This window comes from Rhodococcus spelaei, from assembly GCF_006704125.1.
Lineage (GTDB): Bacteria > Actinomycetota > Actinomycetes > Mycobacteriales > Mycobacteriaceae > Rhodococcus_G > Rhodococcus_G spelaei.
The window spans coordinates 148,372-163,470 of record NZ_VIGH01000007.1 but is presented as its reverse complement, the minus strand read 5'-3'; the positions used below and the strand labels follow the sequence as shown (position 1 = coordinate 163,470).

Here is a 15,099-nt window from a genome sequence, read left to right as displayed (position 1 = left end):
GTGGCGGTGCGGCTGGCCGGTGTGGGGCTGCCCGACGAGCAGCCCGTCGAACTGTGGATCGACGGCGGGATCATCTCCACCGAACCCGTCGCCGGGGCCGAGACGCTCAGCGAGTCGGGCTGGGTCCTGCCCGGACTGGTCGACGCGCACTGCCACGTCGGAATCCGCTACGGCGGCGGTCACGAGGACGAGGCCGGCGTGCTCGCCCAGGCGCAGACCGAACGCGACACCGGGGTGCTGCTGCTGCGCGACGCGGGCTCACCGGTGGACACCCGCGCCCTCGACCAGCGCGAGGACCTGCCGCGGATCATCCGTGCGGGCCGCCACATCGCGATGGCCAAGCGGTACATCCGCGGACTGCCGATCGACCTGGAGGACGAGTCGCAGCTGCCCGCCGCCGTGACCGAACAGGCGTTGCGCGGCGACGGGTGGGTCAAGCTCGTCGGCGACTGGATCGACCGGTCGGTGGGCGACCTGCGCCCGCTGTGGGGCGACGCCGTGCTCAAGGAGGCGATCGACGCCGCGCACCGGGTGGGGGCCCGGGTCACCGCGCACGTGTTCGGCGAGGACGCCTTACCCGGCCTGATCGAGGCCGGCATCGACTGCATCGAGCACGGCACCGGACTGACCGCGGACACCATCGAGATGATGGTCGAACGCGGCACCGCACTGGTGCCGACGCTGATCAACATCGCCACGTTCCCGGAGATCGCGGACTCGGCCGACCGGTTTCCCGTCTACGCCACGCACATGCGGGACCTGCACGCGCGGGTCGGCGACACGATCGGCGCCGCGCACGAGGCGGGCATCCCGATCTACGCCGGTACCGACGCCGGCGGGTCGATCCGGCACGGCCGGATCGCCGACGAGGTCGCCGCGCTGTCCGCGGTCGGACTCGGGCCGACCGGCGCGCTCGGCGCCGCCTGCTGGGACGCGCGCACCTGGCTGGGGCATCCCGGCTTGGAAACCGGGGCGCCCGCGGATCTGCTTGTCTACGACCGCGATCCGCGCACCGGGCCGGACGTTCTCGCCAACCCGGATCTGGTGGTGTTGCGCGGCCGCGTCGTCAAGGCGCGCGGCCGCTTCGCCTGACGGCGGCCCTCACTTCGCGCAGCCGTCGCCCCCGTCGCCCGCCCGGGCGGTGAACCGAACCTCGCTGACCGAGGTGACGTCGTTGAACGGCGCGAACTGCTCGCCGGTCCGGTTGGTGACCGGCTGACCGTCGACGGTCTGGACGACCGTCATCTTCGCCGTCCGACTGGTCTTGTCGACCTCGAGGATCTGGATGCCCCGCTCGGGCTTCAGTTGCTGCTCGACGGTGCTGCCGTCGTCGAAGGACCAGGTCACCTTGGTGACCTTGCGGTTCTGCGCGAACCGGTCGGAGCCGTCGATGTCGGTCTTGTCGTAGCCGGGGTCGATGCCGACGGTCGCGAGGTGCTGGGCGCACACGAAGCTGACCGACAGCGACTGCCCCGCGATGCCCTGGCAGCGCCACGCCGTCGTGAGGTCGCCGTCGGTGGCGTTCGGCGCCTCGTAGGTGTGCGGCCGCCCGGCCGAGTCCACCGCGGGCGGGAAGGTCGTGCAGGTCGCGACCGCCCCGGTGGGGGTGACTGGGACCGTCTCCTTCGGCCCTGTGGTGCCGGGTGTCGCGTCGGTCGAGTCGCCGGATCCGCTCGGCTCCGCGGTGGCGCTGCCGGCGGTCGTCGAATTGCTCTGTGTCAGTGCGCGATCGAGGAGGTATCCGCCGCCGCCGAGCAGGGCGATCACGATCGCCACCACGGCGAGCACCGCCAGCCATCCGCGTACCGACAACGGCGGGCGGTACGGCGGCGAAGGCGTCTGCGGCGGAGCCGGGGCGGCCGGGGGCAGCACCACGGTCTGCTCGTCGGCGCTGGGGGGAGTCGGAGTCGGAGTCGGGGGAGCCGGGGTCGGAGTCGGGGGAGCCGGGGTCGGGGGAGTCGGGGTCGGAACCGGAGCGGCCGATTCGGGGCTCGGCGGCGTGGCGTCCGGCTTCGGGCTGTCGGTCATGGGGCGGCGACTTTCTCGGGGGCGCGGCGCGACTGCAGGAGGCCGAGGTCGTAGGCGAGGGCGGCGAATGCGACCAGCGACTGCACCACCGCCAGCGCGAGGACCGCGATGCCGGCCCAGCCGAGCCCGACCACCAGGGTCAGGTCGTCACGGGAGTCCCCGACCAGGTCCTCGCCCAGTCGCGGCACGTTGCTCACCACGATCAGCAGGAACAGCGCCAGCAGCGCGCCGACCGTGGCGGCCGCGGTGGAAATTGCGTGCAGCACGGGTCCCGCGCCCCGGACCTGGGCGAGCCGCGGCAACGTGGACAGTCCCGCGGTCATACCGGAGAACAGCAGGCAGACGACCACGAGCAGGCCCTGCGGAAGCACGAACCCGCTGATGGCGACCTCGCCCGCGGAGGTGTGCACGCTCAGGTACGGACCGAACCCGATGAGCAGGCTCGCCAGGCCGAGCACCAGGACGGTGGCGGCCAGGACGCTGGCGCGACTGCGGTCCGGTGGCGGTGGCCCGTCCGTGAATGCCGAATACGACAACTGACCCCCTCGCTCGTGCTGCTGATACTGCTCGTGCGCTGCGACTGTCCGGAGTTTAGGCGGACGAGGTCGGGGGAGCCGGGCAATCGGCGTCGCGCCGGGCGATTCGTCCCCTGGGCCGTGCGTCTGGCAGAATGGACCGCTGTTCGCCCGTCTCCGGTCACGTACCGCGCGGCGGTCACGACAACCCTCCAACGCAAAACCGGGTGCGCACTCCTTGCGCATCGCAGAATTGCGCCGTGACCACCTGAAAGGCTCCATCATGGCTGTCAAGATCAAGCTCATGCGGCTCGGCAAGATCCGCACCCCGCACTACCGCATCGTCATCGCCGACTCTCGCACCCGCCGCAACGGCCGTGCGATCGAGACCATCGGCAAGTACCACCCCAAGGAAGAGCCCTCCCTGATCGAGATCGACTCGGAGCGCGCGCAGTACTGGCTCGGCGTCGGCGCCCAGCCCACCGAGCCGGTCGAGAACCTGCTCAAGATCACCGGTGACTGGCAGAAGTTCAAGGGCCTGCCGGGCACCGAGGGCACCCTGAAGACCAAGGAAGCCAAGCCGTCCAAGCTGGAGCTCTTCCAGGCCGCGCTGGCGCAGGCCGACAGCGAGCCGGTCGCCGAGGCGATCACCCCGAAGAAGAAGGCCGCCAAGAAGGCCGACGCAGAGGAGGCCGCCGAGGCCCCCGCCGAGGCTGCCGCGGATTCCGAGGCTGCTGACAAGTGAGTGCCGTTGTCGCCGATGCCGTCGAACATCTCGTTCGCGGCATCGTCGCCAATCCCGACGACGTCCGGGTGGAGCTGATCACCGGACGCCGCGGGCGCACCGTCGAGGTGCACGTGCACCCCGAGGACCTGGGCAAGGTCATCGGGCGTGGCGGGCGCACCGCGACCGCGCTGCGGACCCTGGTCACCGGCATCGGTGGTCGCGGGATCCGCGTCGACGTGATCGACACCGATCAGTAGTCGGGCGCGAGTAGTGGAGCTCGTCATCGGGCGTGTGGCCAAGTCACACGGCATCAGGGGTGAACTCGCCGTAGACATACGGACCGACGATCCCGAGCTGCGTTTCGCAGTCGGTGCCGTGTTGCACGGTCACAAGCCCCGCGAGCAGAAACTCACCAGTTACACGGTGGAAGCCGCCCGGGAGCACTCCGGGCGGCTTCTGCTGCGTCTGCGGGGCGTCGACGACCGCACCGCCGCGGACGCGATCCGCGGCATGCTGTTCGTGATCGATACCGCGGACCTGCCGCCGTCCGACGATCCGGACGCGTTCTACGACCACGAACTCGAGGGGCTCGAGGTCCGACTGGCCGACGGCACCCCGATCGGCACGGTCAACGAGGTACTGCACTCGGCGGCCGGGGAGTTGCTCTCCGTGCGCCCCGAGGGGCAGCCGTCGGGCGAGATCCTGATCCCGTTCGTCACCGCCATCGTCCCCGTCGTCTCCGTGGCCGAGGGCTACGTCGAGATCGATCCGCCCGAAGGTCTACTGGATCCGGAGTAGTCGTGCGCCTGGACGTCATCACGATCTTCCCCGAGTACCTCGAACCACTGCGCACCGCGCTGCTGGGCAAGGCCATCGACAAGGGCCTCATCTCCGTCGGTGTGCGCGACCTGCGGGACTGGACCCACGACGTGCACAAAGCCGTCGACGACTCACCGTACGGCGGCGGCCCCGGCATGGTCATGAAGCCGACGGTCTGGGGTCCGGCCCTCGACGAGGTGTGCCCGGACGACGCGCTGCTCGTGGTGCCCACTCCCGCCGGCACCCCCTTCACCCAGCAGACCGCGCACCGGTGGGCGGAGGAGAAGCATCTCGTCTTCGCATGCGGCCGTTACGAGGGCATCGACCAGCGGGTGTTCGACGACGCGGCGCGGCGGGTGCGCGTCGAGGAGGTCAGCATCGGCGACTACGTGCTGATCGGTGGCGAGGCCGCGGTGCTGGTGATGGCCGAGGCTGTCGTCCGGCTGCTGCCCGGCGTGCTCGGTAATCAGCAGTCGCACCAAGAGGATTCGTTCTCCGACGGTCTGCTCGAGGGACCGAGTTACACCCGTCCGGTCAGTTGGCGCGACCTCGACGTTCCGCCCGTGCTGCTCTCGGGCGACCACGCCAAGGTGGCCGCCTGGCGACGCGAGCAGTCCCTGCAGCGGACCGCGCAGCGTCGACCCGACCTGCTGCCCGAGGCGGACCGCCCGGCGGAGTAGCGGCCCGTTCGGGGGTCCGGCTCAGTCGATTCGCCCCTCGGGGAACAGGATTCGCACCACGTCGGTCATCGTCTCGCGGGCGTGGGCCGCGCTCGCGTCGTCGGACGCTGTGGTCACCGTGGTGTCCGGGTACTGGCGGACCTGAACGTAGTGGTGTGGACGGGCGGTGGTGGTCGGTGTCGCGGTCGGGACCGGACTGGTCACCTCGGTGGGGGTGCTCGCGACGGTGGGTTCGTCCGCGCCGGCGGGCTCGTCGCGTGGCTCGTCGGAACGGTCGTCGTCGACCTCGACGGTGACGGTGGGCCAGCCGTCGGGATAGTCGACGTCCTCGCGGGACGCGACCACCAGAACGTACCGGTTCCCCGCCCCGACCAACCCGGTCGACAGGTGCAGCCACTGGTTGGCGATGCAACACATCCAGCCCTGCTTGACTGCGACGGTGGACTCGCCGGGCAGCCCGTCGGGGATGCCGAACCGCTGGTCGTAGCCGTCCGCCGCGGTCGCCTTCGCGGCCTCCAGGTAGCCGAGCATGTCCTGCCGGCCCCCGCGTTCCAGGCCGCCCCGGCCGTCGAGCAGTCCCGAGTAGTAGCCGACCAGGTCCGCGGCCGTGGTCTCGGTGTTCCACCAGTTGCCGTCGTACGGTTCGGATGTCGCGGTGAGCCGGTAGCGCCCGATCACGTCGGCCACCAGGTCGCTGGCGCCGTGCTCGTTCCACAACTCGTTCGCGGCGTCGTCGTCGGAACTCTCCAGCATGTGCTCGATCAGGTCCCGGTCATCCTGGGACAGTGGGGTCTTCGTGCTGGATTCGCGGTACAGCAGGGCGTCGGCGATGAACAGTTTCGCCACCGAGGCCGTCGTGACCGGCGTGGTGTCCGCGCTGCCCGCGTACTGGCCGGTGCGGCGATCGAGCAGGGCGATGGAGATCTCGGAGCCGCGGTCGCGGGCCGCTGCGCTCGCCCGCGCCAGGCGATCGTCGAGCGTGCGCTGGTCCATCGGTACGGCGGGATCGGTGGGCACCGCAGTGTCGACGGTGGCTGGCGCGGACTCGGGCGTGGTGCCCGACGGCACCGCCACGGACGATCGTCCGGTCGCGGTGTCGGCGGTCACGGCCGCACATCCACCGAGCGCGCCGACCGCTGCGACGACCACTGCCAGGCACAGCGCGGTCAGCTCCGCGCGGCGACCCTTCACCACTTCGATTCCTTCCCCCGCGCCGACACGATCGTCGACGCCGACTGTCACAGGCTAGCGGTAGGGTCGATCGCCGTGACCTCAGCTGTGAACGCACCCGTTCTGAAATCAGTCAACGCACGGATCGCCGCCGAACTCGACGTCCGGGAGGAGCAGGTCCGCGCGGCGGTGGACCTCCTCGACGGCGGCGCGACGGTTCCGTTCATCGCCCGCTACCGCAAGGAAGTCACCGGAACCCTCGACGACGCGCAGCTGCGCCTGCTCGAGGAGCGGCTGCGGTACCTGCGCGAGCTCGACGAGCGTCGCGTCGCGGTGCTCGACTCGATCCGCTCCCAGGACAAGCTCACCGACGAGCTCGCGGGCCAGATCATGTTGGCGGACACCAAGGCCCGGCTCGAGGACATCTACCTGCCCTTCAAGCCGAAGCGGCGCACCAAGGCGCAGATCGCGCGCGAGGCCGGCCTCCAGCCCGTCGCGGACGCCCTGCTCTCCGACCCGACCACCGATCCCGCGCAGTACACGGCCGAGCAGCTCGCCGGCGCCCGCGACATCCTCGTCGAGCAGTTCGCCGAGGACGCCGACCTGGTCGGGGAACTGCGTGAGCTGATGTGGAACCGCGGGCAGGTCAAGTCCGCGGTCCGCAAGGGCAAGGAGACCGACGGCGCCAAGTTCTCCGACTACTTCGAGTTCTCCGAGCCGTTCGGAAAGCTGCCCAGTCACCGCATCCTCGCCATGTTCCGCGGCGAGAAGGAGGAGGTGCTCTCGCTCTCGCTCGACCCCGAGACTGAGGAGCAGCCGCTCGGCGAGGTCAGCGTGTACGAGGGCCGGATCGCCTCGCGCTTCGGCGTCGCCGACCGGGGACGGCCCGCCGACCGCTGGTTGCTGGACACGGTGCGCTGGGCGTGGAAGACGAAGATGCTGATCAGTCTCGGCATCGACACCCGGATGCGGCTGCGCCAGGCCGCCGAGCGCGACGCCGTCGACGTGTTCGCGATGAACCTCAAGGACCTGCTGCTGGCCGCGCCGGCCGGCACCCGCACCACGATGGGCCTGGACCCCGGATTCCGAACCGGCACCAAGGTCGCCGTCGTCGACTCCACCGGCAAGGTGCTCGCCCACGACACGATCTACCCGCACCAGCCCGCCAACAAGTGGGACCAGTCGCTGGCGACCCTGGCCGCGCTGGCCGCTCGGCACGGGGTCGACCTCATCGCGATCGGCAACGGCACCGCGTCCCGCGAGACCGACGCGCTGGCGGCCGACCTGATCAAGAAGTTCCCCGAGGCGGGCCTGACCAAGGTGATGGTCTCGGAGGCGGGCGCCTCGGTGTACTCGGCGTCCGCGTACGCCTCGGCGGAACTGCCCGACCTGGACGTTTCCATCCGCGGCGCGGTCTCGATCGCCCGGCGTCTGCAGGACCCGCTCGCCGAACTGGTGAAGATCGACCCGAAGTCGATCGGCGTCGGCCAGTACCAGCACGACGTGTCCGAGACGCTGCTCGCGCGGTCGCTGTCGGCGGTCGTCGAGGACGCGGTGAACGCGGTCGGCGTGGACGTCAACACCGCCTCGGTGCCGCTGCTCTCACGAGTGTCCGGCATCACCGGCTCGCTCGCCGAGTCGATCGTCGCGCACCGGGACACCAACGGCCCCTTCCGCAGTCGGACGAGCATCCTCGACGTCGCGCGGCTCGGGCCGAAGGCGTTCGAGCAGTGCGCTGGCTTCCTCAAGATCACCGACGGCGACGACCCGCTCGACGCGTCCGCCGTGCACCCCGAGGCGTACCCCGTGGTCCGGCGGATCGTCGAGGCCAGCGGGTCGGGGGTCAAGGAGATCATCGGCAACACCTCGGTGCTGCGGTCGCTGCGGGCACAGGACTTTGCCGACGAACAGTTCGGTCTGCCGACCGTGACCGACATCATCACCGAGCTCGAGAAGCCGGGCCGCGACCCGCGTCCGGAGTTCAAGACTGCGACGTTCGCCTCGGGGGTGGAGAAGGTCGCCGACTTGAAGCCGGGCATGACCCTCGAGGGCGTCGTGACGAACGTCGCCGCGTTCGGCGCGTTCGTCGACGTGGGTGTGCACCAGGACGGGCTCGTGCACGTCTCGGCGATGTCGCACAACTTCGTGAAGGATCCCCGCGAGGTGGTCAAGTCCGGCGACGTGGTCAAGGTCAAGGTGATGGAGGTCGACCTGCAGCGCCAGCGGATCGGTCTGAGCCTGCGCCTCGACGACGAGCCCGGAGCGCCCAAGCAGTCGGGACCGCGACAGGGCGGCCAGCAGTCCGGTGGCCAGCGTCAGGGCGGCGGCCAGCAGTCCGGCGGCCAGCGTCAGGGTCAGGGCGGGCAGCGTCAGGGCGGCAGCAGGCCGGATCGGCAGCCCGCGGGCGGCTCGATGGCCGACGCCCTGCGCAAGGCGGGCTTCGGTAAGTAGCGGCTGCGCCGCCCGTGCGCGCGAAGTACCCCAACTGGGGTATTTCGCGCGCACGGTTCGCGTCAGTAGCCGCCGATGCCCTTGCCGATCATCACCACACCGATGACGAGCAGGAGCACGGCCATCACGGTGGCGTTGTTCGCGGTCAGCCAGGACTTGAGTTCGCCGAGCCAGACGGTCGCTTTCTCGCGGGCAGCGAAGTAGGCGATCACGGGCACTGCCACTGTGCTGGCCGCGATCACGGTGAACACGATCCCGGCGACGGTGATGGCACCGCCGCTGACACCGAGGTTCGCAACCGCGACGGCGGCGCCGACGATCATCAGCAGGTTCTTCGGGTTCACCGCGGACAGCGCGAAACCGAGACCCAGTGCCTTGCCGGGAGTGACCTTGTCGATCGCGGCGAGCCACCCCGGCATGGTCGGCTCGGCGCCGGGCGCGGGCCTGCCCTTCCACTGCTTGACCGCGAGGCCGAGCATCAGTACGCCGAGAATGATCTTGATGGTGGCGGTGGTCGGGTTGCCGCCCGACGAGGTGTGCAGGCCGACCGCGCTGGCGATCACGACGATCACCGCATACGCCACGGCTATGCCGAGGATCCACCCCGCTGTGAACGAGGTCGCGGTGCTGCCGGCCTTCGGCGTCAGCAGCATGAGGATCGCGGCGATGATCGGAATCGGGCTGATCGCGACACCGAGCGCGAGCGGAAGGATGTCACCGATTGCTGTTCCCATGCCGTGATGCTGTCAGGGCATTCGCCGCGCGGACCCATCCGAAACGGGTGAATCCTCCGCGTGCGGACTCCGCGGTCGAGATGACATGCTCGTGGACATGGCACCGCAGACCGTCTCCATCACGACGAAGCAGACCGCCCCCGAGTCCACGAAGGCTGTGTCCACGAAAGACATGTCTTGGATTCCCGGGGGAACCTTCTGGATGGGTTCCGAGGACTTCTACCCCGAGGAACGCCCCGTTCACCAGGTGCAGGTCGACGGGTTCTGGATGGACACCCATCAGGTGACCGTCGCCGAGTTCCGGCGGTTCGTGAAGGACACCGGGCACGTCACTGTCGCCGAGACCGCACCCGATGCCGCCGACTACCCGGACGCCGACCCTGCGCTGCTGGTTCCCGGATCGTTGGTGTTCACCCCGCCGCCCGGACCGGTGTCCCTCGACGACTTCCACCAGTGGTGGTCCTGGGTGCCGGGTGCGGATTGGCGTCACCCGGAGGGCCCGGGCAGCAATGTCGGTGGGCGCGAACGGCATCCGGTCACGCACGTGGCCCTCGCCGACGCGCAGGCCTACGCGTCCTGGGCCGGCAAGGAGTTGGCGACGGAGGCCGAGTGGGAGTTCGCCGCGCGCGGTGGACTCGACCGTAAGTCGTACACCTGGGGTGATGACTTCACGCCGAACGGCAAGCATCAGGCCAACACCTGGCAGGGCCAGTTCCCGTGGCAGAACCTCGCCGAGGACGGCTTCGTCGGAACGTCGCCGATCGGGTCGTTCCGTCCCAATGGGTACGGCCTCGTCGACATGGCGGGCAACGTGTGGGAGTGGACCACCGACTTCCACACCGGCGACCACAGTCAATCCGGCAAGAACGTCGCCCCCGCGAGCTCGTGCTGCATCCCGCGGAATCCGCGGGTGGACGCCGCGGCCGAGCGGGACGGGGAACCGTACCCGCGCCGGGTGATCAAGGGCGGCTCGCACCTGTGTGCGCCGAACTACTGCCTTCGTTACCGCCCTGCGGCACGGCAGGGCGAGTCCGAGGAGACCTCCACCTGCCACCTCGGCTTCCGCTGCGTCGTCAGGGGACACGGACCGAGCTGATGAGCAACTGGCTGCAGGACGAGATCATCGCGCACGGCAGGCTGCCACTGCTGTTCTTCCTGCTGGGATTCATCGGCGGCTTCGTCTTCATCCGGTTCAGCGTCCGGATGATCCGCGCGAAGGTCCGGTGGTGGCCGGGCAACGTCACACCGGGCGGCCAGCACGTGCACCACGTCGTGTTCGGAGTGGTCGCCATGCTGCTGTCCGGTATGGCACTGATCGCGACCTACGAGGACGGCACACCGACGACCGGGGCGGTGCTGGCGGCCTGCTTCGGTGTCGGGGCGGCGCTGGTGCTCGACGAGTTCGCGCTGATCTTCTACCTCAAGGACGTGTACTGGGCCGAGCAGGGGCGCGCGTCCGTGGATGCGGTATTCGTCGCCCTCGCGGTGACCGGCCTGCTGCTGATCGGGGCCCGGCCGGACGCGATCATCAACGTCTCCGACTTCCGGGACAATCCGGAAACCTGGGTGCGCGTGGTGCTGGGCGTGATCTCGCTGGTCAGCCTGGCGATCGCGGCCGTGGTGATCGCGAAGGGCAAGATCTGGACCGGACTCGTGGGGATGTTCTTCTTTCCGCTGCTGCTGGTCGGGGCGATCCGGCTGAGCAGGCCGGGAGCGCCATGGGCGCGGTGGCGCTACGGGAACAAGCCGAAGCGGATGCGCCGCGCCATCGAGCGTGAGAAGCGGTATCGCCGCCCGATCGTCCGGGCCAAGATCTACGTGCAGGACCTGATCGCGGGCAAGCCCAGTGTCGAGCACGCACTGTCGGCCACGGAGGAGGAGCTCGATCGGACAGTGCACGCCGCTCCGCCGGTCCCACAGCACGAGCATGCCGGCGGTTAGACCCCGGATTTCGACGTGGACCTGCCCATCTGGCACAATTGACGGGTTGCCTGTAACGGGCGCACCTACCTAATCGGAGTACGAACCAGCCGAGTGCCGCTGACGCGGTGCCGCTCGGGTCCTCTGCTCATGCGAAAAACGCAAGGATGGATCAACCGATGAACACACTGGACTTCCTGGACGCCCAGTCTCTCCGCACCGACATTCCGGAGTTCCGTCCCGGTGACACCCTGAATGTGCACGTGAAGGTTATCGAAGGCTCGAAGGAGCGCGTGCAGGTCTTCAAGGGCGTCGTCATCCGTCGCCAGGGCGGCGGCATCCGCGAGACCTTCACCGTCCGCAAGGTCTCCTTCAGCGTCGGCGTCGAGCGCACCTTCCCGGTGCACAGCCCGAACATCGCCGAGATCGAGGTCCTCACCCGCGGCGACGTGCGTCGCGCCAAGCTGTACTACCTCCGCGATCTGCGTGGCAAGAAGGCCAAGATCAAGGAAAAGCGCTGAGCTTTCGCGTCGGCCCGGCCCCGGAACAGTCAATCTGTTCCGGGGCCGGGCTAACCTGATCCGGTGGTAGATACCCCGCAGGAATCGACGCCGCCGACCAACGGCGCGGATGGCCCCGACTCGACGTCGGAGAGGCCCAAGAAGAAGCCCCGCTCGTTCTGGCGGGAACTCCCGATACTCATAGTCGTCGCGCTGCTGATGAGCTTTCTGCTCCAGACCTTCATCGCGCGGGTGTACCTGATTCCGTCCGAGTCGATGGAACCCACCCTGCACGGCTGCGCCGGCTGCACCGGCGACCGAATCCTGGTCGAGAAGATCGGCTATCACTTCGGGGACCCGAAGCCCGGCGACGTCGTCGTCTTCAAGGGACCCGACTCCTGGAACGCCGAATTCCACTCCACCCGCTCCTCCAACGTCGTCATCCGCGGTCTGCAGGAGGTCGGTTCGCTGGTCGGACTGGTGCCCCCGGACGAGAACGACCTGGTCAAGCGCGTCATCGCGACCGGTGGCCAGAAGGTCGAGTGCTGCGACAGCCAGGGCCGGATCCTGGTCGACGGCAAGCCACTCACCGAGCCGTACGTCGTCAACGACTTCCCCTTCACCCCCGGCGTGCAGACCTGCGAGACCATGCCCAAGTCGGGGCGCTGCTTCGGCCCCTTCACCGTGCCCGACGGCAACCTGTGGGTGATGGGCGACAACCGCAGCAACTCCGCGGACTCGCGCTATCACATCGGCGACGAGTACAACGGAAGCGTGCCCGTCGACAACGTGATCGGCAAGGCCGTCGCGATCGTCCTACCCCCGTCGCGGTGGGGCACGATCTCGTCACCCAACCCACAGAGCAACTGAGCACCTGAACACACGTGAGTACCTGGCCACCACGGACGATCATTCGCAGAGCCGCCGGACTGCGAACGATGGAGTCTGCGCTGATCCGAACCGGGCTCGGACCGGTCGCCGGCGTGGACGAGGCGGGCCGGGGCGCGTGCGCCGGCCCGCTGGTGGTCGCCGCGTGCGTACTCGGACCGAAGCCGCACCGGGCCCTGGACGGGCTCGACGACTCGAAGCGGCTCACCGAGCGGGCGCGGGAGGAACTGTTTCCCGCCATCCAGCGGTTGGCCCGGGCGTGGTGCATCGTGGAGATCCCCGCGTGGGAGGTCGACGCGCTCGGTGTGCACGTGGCGAACATCGAGGGCATGCGGCGCGCGGTCGCGGGTCTGTCCTCGGTGCCGGGATACGTTCTCACGGACGGGTTTCGAGTACCGGGCCTGCCCGCGCCATCCCTCCCGGTGATCGGCGGTGACGCGGCCGCCGCCTGCATCGCCGCGGCGAGCGTGCTGGCGAAGGTCTCCCGCGACCGGACCATGATCGCCCTCGACGGACAGCTGCCCGGCTACGGGTTCGCCGGGCACAAGGGCTACAGCACGGCCGTCCACACCGCGGCGATGGCCGCGCTCGGCCCGAGCCGAGAACACCGGATGTCGTACGCGAACGTGCGCGCGGCGGCCGCACAATGCGACGCGGGCCGCGACGACCTGCTCGCGCAGCGTCGAGGGACGGGCGAGATGTACACCGCGGCGGTCGGTGCGCGATGATGTGTGTTCACAGATGACGCTGGTGCAGCGATGGTGTTGATTCAGCGCAGAGCAGGAGGACGGCGAAACACATGAGTGCCGAAGATCTCGAGAAGTACGAAACGGAGATGGAGCTCTCGCTCTACCGTGAGTACAAGGACATCGTCGGCCAGTTCGCCTACGTCGTCGAGACCGAACGCCGCTTCTACCTTGCGAACTCGGTGGAGCTGGTGCCGCACAACGCGGACGGCGAGATCTACTTCGAGGTGCGGATGGCCGACGCCTGGGTGTGGGACATGTACCGCCCGGCCCGGTTCGTCAAGCACGTCCGGGTGATCACATTCAAGGACGTGAACATCGAGGAGCTCGAGAAGTCCGACCTGCGGCTGCCCGACAACGGTCCGTTCGGCGACTGACGCTCAGACCAGCCGGACACCGTTCTCGGCCATGGTCGTGCGCAGCACGAAAGCGGTCTCGCTGCCGAGGATCTCCTCGACCAGGGTGAGATAACGCCCGACGAATTCCGGGCCGTGCGGGGCCAGGTCGACGCCCGCGGGTTCCAGGTGGTGCGCGAGCTCGTGCAGGACCACCAGCTCGCGCAGCGCCCACGCCGTGCCCCGCCGGTGCACCGGGATGGCGAGGGTCGCGGTGTCGGGTTCGTAATGCGCGGCCGTGGTACCGGCCCGGGCCCGGACGGCCATCGGGATGGCCGCCTCGGGCCAGCGAGCCCGCACCCAGTTGAGCGCGAGCACCCGCCCGGCGTAGTCCTGCACAGACTCCACCGAGGCGAACTTGCGCTCGGTCGGCAGGGTGATCCGGGAACCGAACAGCTCGAGCTGGCGGCCGGTGCCGTTGTCCGCACGGTCGAGGATCCGACGCACGACGGACTCCGCCTCGTACACCCGTGAGCGCTGGGCGTCACGGACGCTCACGCGAGTTGTCTACGGCCGGCGGGTAGTTCGGGGGATGGGCCCAGACGTGCCTCTCGACCGGCCCGGTCACCGGCGCGCCGCGCCTTGGCGGAGGGCGCGACCGTGGCCTTGGACCCGCGCCAGGTGCCGCGGGCCTGTGAGGTCTGCTGATAGAAGTCGGACAGCTCGATCTGCTTGTCGCGCAATACGAGTGCGGTTCCGGTCGGTTCCGGTGCGGCGCCGGCCAGGTCCGCCCTGACGGTATCCGCCCTGATCGCGTCCGCCCTGATCGCGTCCGCCTCGGCCTCGCGTTTGGCGGTGGCGAGCCGCTCGCCGATCCGGGCGGCGAACGCGAGTTGGAAATTCAGGCGCGCGGTGACGCCGGCGACGGGCCGGTGTGCGCCCGAGCGGATGAAGGCGTCCGAGGCCCGGACCATCTGCAGCAACAGGCTCGAGTACAGCGCCTCGCAGGCGTCGATGTCGGTGTCGAATCCGTAGGCGAACACCTGGGTGGAGTTGTGTGCGACATCGCACTGCACGTCGTTGGCGGCGGCGATCGAGACGAACAGGTGCACGTAGGTGCGCAGGCCCTTCTTGCCGGTCTCGCCGATCCGGATCGACCGCTGCACCGGGGTTGCCCGGCGCTCGCGCTGCGAGGTGTGCGATCGGGCCACCGCGAGGTCGATGGAGGTCGCGGTGGCGAGGCGCTGCGCGGCCTCCATGAACGCCTGCGCCTCGTGCGGGTTGGTGGTGGACTCGGCCTGCCGCAGCAGGCCGCCGATCCGCGCCAGCATCTTCTCGGAACTCACCCGGTCGAGGGTAGACGGCGGGTCGGACAAGGGATCGGGCCTGTGCGCACCCGGCGGCGCCGTCACACGGCGGGTGGCGCCGTCACATCCCGGCTGGGCGTACAGAACCGTTGAGATCGTGGCAACGGGTGTGAGATCACCCGGGTTCGGGTCGGCGCTGGGCTCGAGTCAAGCGGTTCGTCCACAGGCCCGGATTCATCCACAGGGCGCCGGAAAGCGCCAGGACGGCCGGCTCGGCGG

The 15,099-nt window shown here is 69.5% G+C and carries 17 protein-coding genes and 1 pseudogene; 12 read left to right on the top strand and 6 right to left on the bottom strand.

The window, feature by feature from the left end:
- Entirely contained in the window at positions 1–1,092 is a 1,092-nt protein-coding gene (locus FK531_RS16185) for an amidohydrolase family protein (protein WP_142101127.1), read from the top strand.
- A 9-nt stretch (positions 1,093–1,101) separates the two neighbouring features.
- Here the strand turns inward: FK531_RS16185 and FK531_RS16180 are convergent, their stop codons facing one another.
- Positions 1,102–2,028: an NADase-type glycan-binding domain-containing protein gene (locus tag FK531_RS16180; protein WP_142101126.1), complete on the bottom strand. Its 927-nt coding sequence runs from the start codon at positions 2,026–2,028 to the stop codon at positions 1,102–1,104.
- The gene (locus tag FK531_RS16175; protein ID WP_142101124.1) at positions 2,025–2,564 is read right to left on the bottom strand and encodes a DUF5336 domain-containing protein; all 540 of its coding nucleotides are present in this window, start codon (positions 2,562–2,564) and stop codon (positions 2,025–2,027) included. Before FK531_RS16175 ends, FK531_RS16180 begins: the two co-directional genes overlap by 4 nt.
- Before the next feature lie 262 nt (positions 2,565–2,826).
- Here FK531_RS16175 and rpsP point away from each other — a divergent pair, with 262 nt between their 5' ends.
- Genes rpsP through trmD form a run of 4 tightly spaced genes read left to right on the top strand, consistent with a single transcriptional unit; the run spans position 2,827 to position 4,769 of the window.
- On the top strand, positions 2,827–3,288 hold the full coding sequence (gene rpsP, locus FK531_RS16170; RefSeq protein ID WP_142101122.1) for a 30S ribosomal protein S16: 462 nt from the start codon (positions 2,827–2,829) through the stop codon (positions 3,286–3,288).
- Positions 3,285–3,527, top strand: coding sequence for an RNA-binding protein (locus FK531_RS16165; protein WP_142101121.1), 243 nt, complete (start codon positions 3,285–3,287; stop codon positions 3,525–3,527). The genes rpsP and FK531_RS16165 overlap by 4 nt, the downstream gene beginning before the upstream one ends.
- Before the next feature lie 13 nt (positions 3,528–3,540).
- Entirely contained in the window at positions 3,541–4,068 is a 528-nt protein-coding gene (gene rimM / locus FK531_RS16160; protein ID WP_142101119.1) for a ribosome maturation factor RimM, read from the top strand.
- A gap of 2 nt (positions 4,069–4,070) precedes the next feature.
- Positions 4,071–4,769, top strand: a complete 699-nt coding sequence (trmD, locus tag FK531_RS16155; RefSeq protein ID WP_142101118.1) for a tRNA (guanosine(37)-N1)-methyltransferase TrmD — start codon at positions 4,071–4,073, stop codon at positions 4,767–4,769.
- A 21-nt stretch (positions 4,770–4,790) separates the two neighbouring features.
- On the opposite strand, the gene FK531_RS16150 is transcribed toward trmD, so the two are convergent.
- Positions 4,791–5,960 (bottom strand): class A beta-lactamase-related serine hydrolase, encoded by a 1,170-nt coding sequence (locus FK531_RS16150; protein ID WP_220126960.1) that lies wholly within the window; start codon positions 5,958–5,960, stop codon positions 4,791–4,793.
- Positions 5,961–6,035: 75 nt separating this feature from the next.
- On the opposite strand from FK531_RS16150, the gene FK531_RS16145 reads away from it, so the two are divergent.
- The gene (locus FK531_RS16145) at positions 6,036–8,390 is read left to right on the top strand and encodes a Tex family protein (RefSeq protein ID WP_246098204.1); all 2,355 of its coding nucleotides are present in this window, start codon (positions 6,036–6,038) and stop codon (positions 8,388–8,390) included.
- A gap of 62 nt (positions 8,391–8,452) precedes the next feature.
- Here FK531_RS16145 and FK531_RS16140 read toward each other — a convergent pair whose 3' ends face one another.
- Entirely contained in the window at positions 8,453–9,124 is a 672-nt protein-coding gene (locus FK531_RS16140; protein WP_142101116.1) for a GAP family protein, read from the bottom strand.
- A gap of 97 nt (positions 9,125–9,221) precedes the next feature.
- Between FK531_RS16140 and FK531_RS16135 the strand changes: the two genes are divergently transcribed.
- From FK531_RS16135 to FK531_RS16110, 6 genes and pseudogenes are all read left to right on the top strand, one after another.
- Positions 9,222–10,220 (top strand): formylglycine-generating enzyme family protein, encoded by a 999-nt coding sequence (locus FK531_RS16135; protein WP_494338132.1) that lies wholly within the window; start codon positions 9,222–9,224, stop codon positions 10,218–10,220.
- Positions 10,220–11,138 (top strand): annotated as a pseudogene (locus FK531_RS16130) (YrzE family protein). Before FK531_RS16135 ends, FK531_RS16130 begins: the two are co-directional and overlap by 1 nt.
- Before the next feature lie 85 nt (positions 11,139–11,223).
- Positions 11,224–11,565 (top strand): 50S ribosomal protein L19, encoded by a 342-nt coding sequence (gene rplS, locus FK531_RS16125; protein ID WP_142101113.1) that lies wholly within the window; start codon positions 11,224–11,226, stop codon positions 11,563–11,565.
- A 63-nt stretch (positions 11,566–11,628) separates the two neighbouring features.
- Positions 11,629–12,414 carry a signal peptidase I gene (gene lepB, locus FK531_RS16120; protein WP_142101111.1) on the top strand — a complete coding sequence of 262 codons (786 nt, stop codon included), beginning with the start codon at positions 11,629–11,631 and terminating at the stop codon, positions 12,412–12,414.
- A gap of 14 nt (positions 12,415–12,428) precedes the next feature.
- Positions 12,429–13,160: a ribonuclease HII gene (locus tag FK531_RS16115; protein WP_142101110.1), complete on the top strand. Its 732-nt coding sequence runs from the start codon at positions 12,429–12,431 to the stop codon at positions 13,158–13,160.
- A gap of 71 nt (positions 13,161–13,231) precedes the next feature.
- Positions 13,232–13,555: a DUF2469 domain-containing protein gene (locus FK531_RS16110; protein WP_142101108.1), complete on the top strand. Its 324-nt coding sequence runs from the start codon at positions 13,232–13,234 to the stop codon at positions 13,553–13,555.
- Positions 13,556–13,558: 3 nt separating this feature from the next.
- Here the strand turns inward: FK531_RS16110 and FK531_RS16105 are convergent, their stop codons facing one another.
- Together FK531_RS16105 and FK531_RS16100 are read right to left on the bottom strand one after the other, a co-directional pair.
- Positions 13,559–14,071, bottom strand: a complete 513-nt coding sequence (locus FK531_RS16105; protein ID WP_142101107.1) for a TIGR04338 family metallohydrolase — start codon at positions 14,069–14,071, stop codon at positions 13,559–13,561.
- Positions 14,068–14,859, bottom strand: a complete 792-nt coding sequence (locus FK531_RS16100; RefSeq protein WP_142101105.1) for a DUF2786 domain-containing protein — start codon at positions 14,857–14,859, stop codon at positions 14,068–14,070. Before FK531_RS16100 ends, FK531_RS16105 begins: the two co-directional genes overlap by 4 nt.
- Positions 14,860–15,099: the final 240 nt, after the last annotated feature.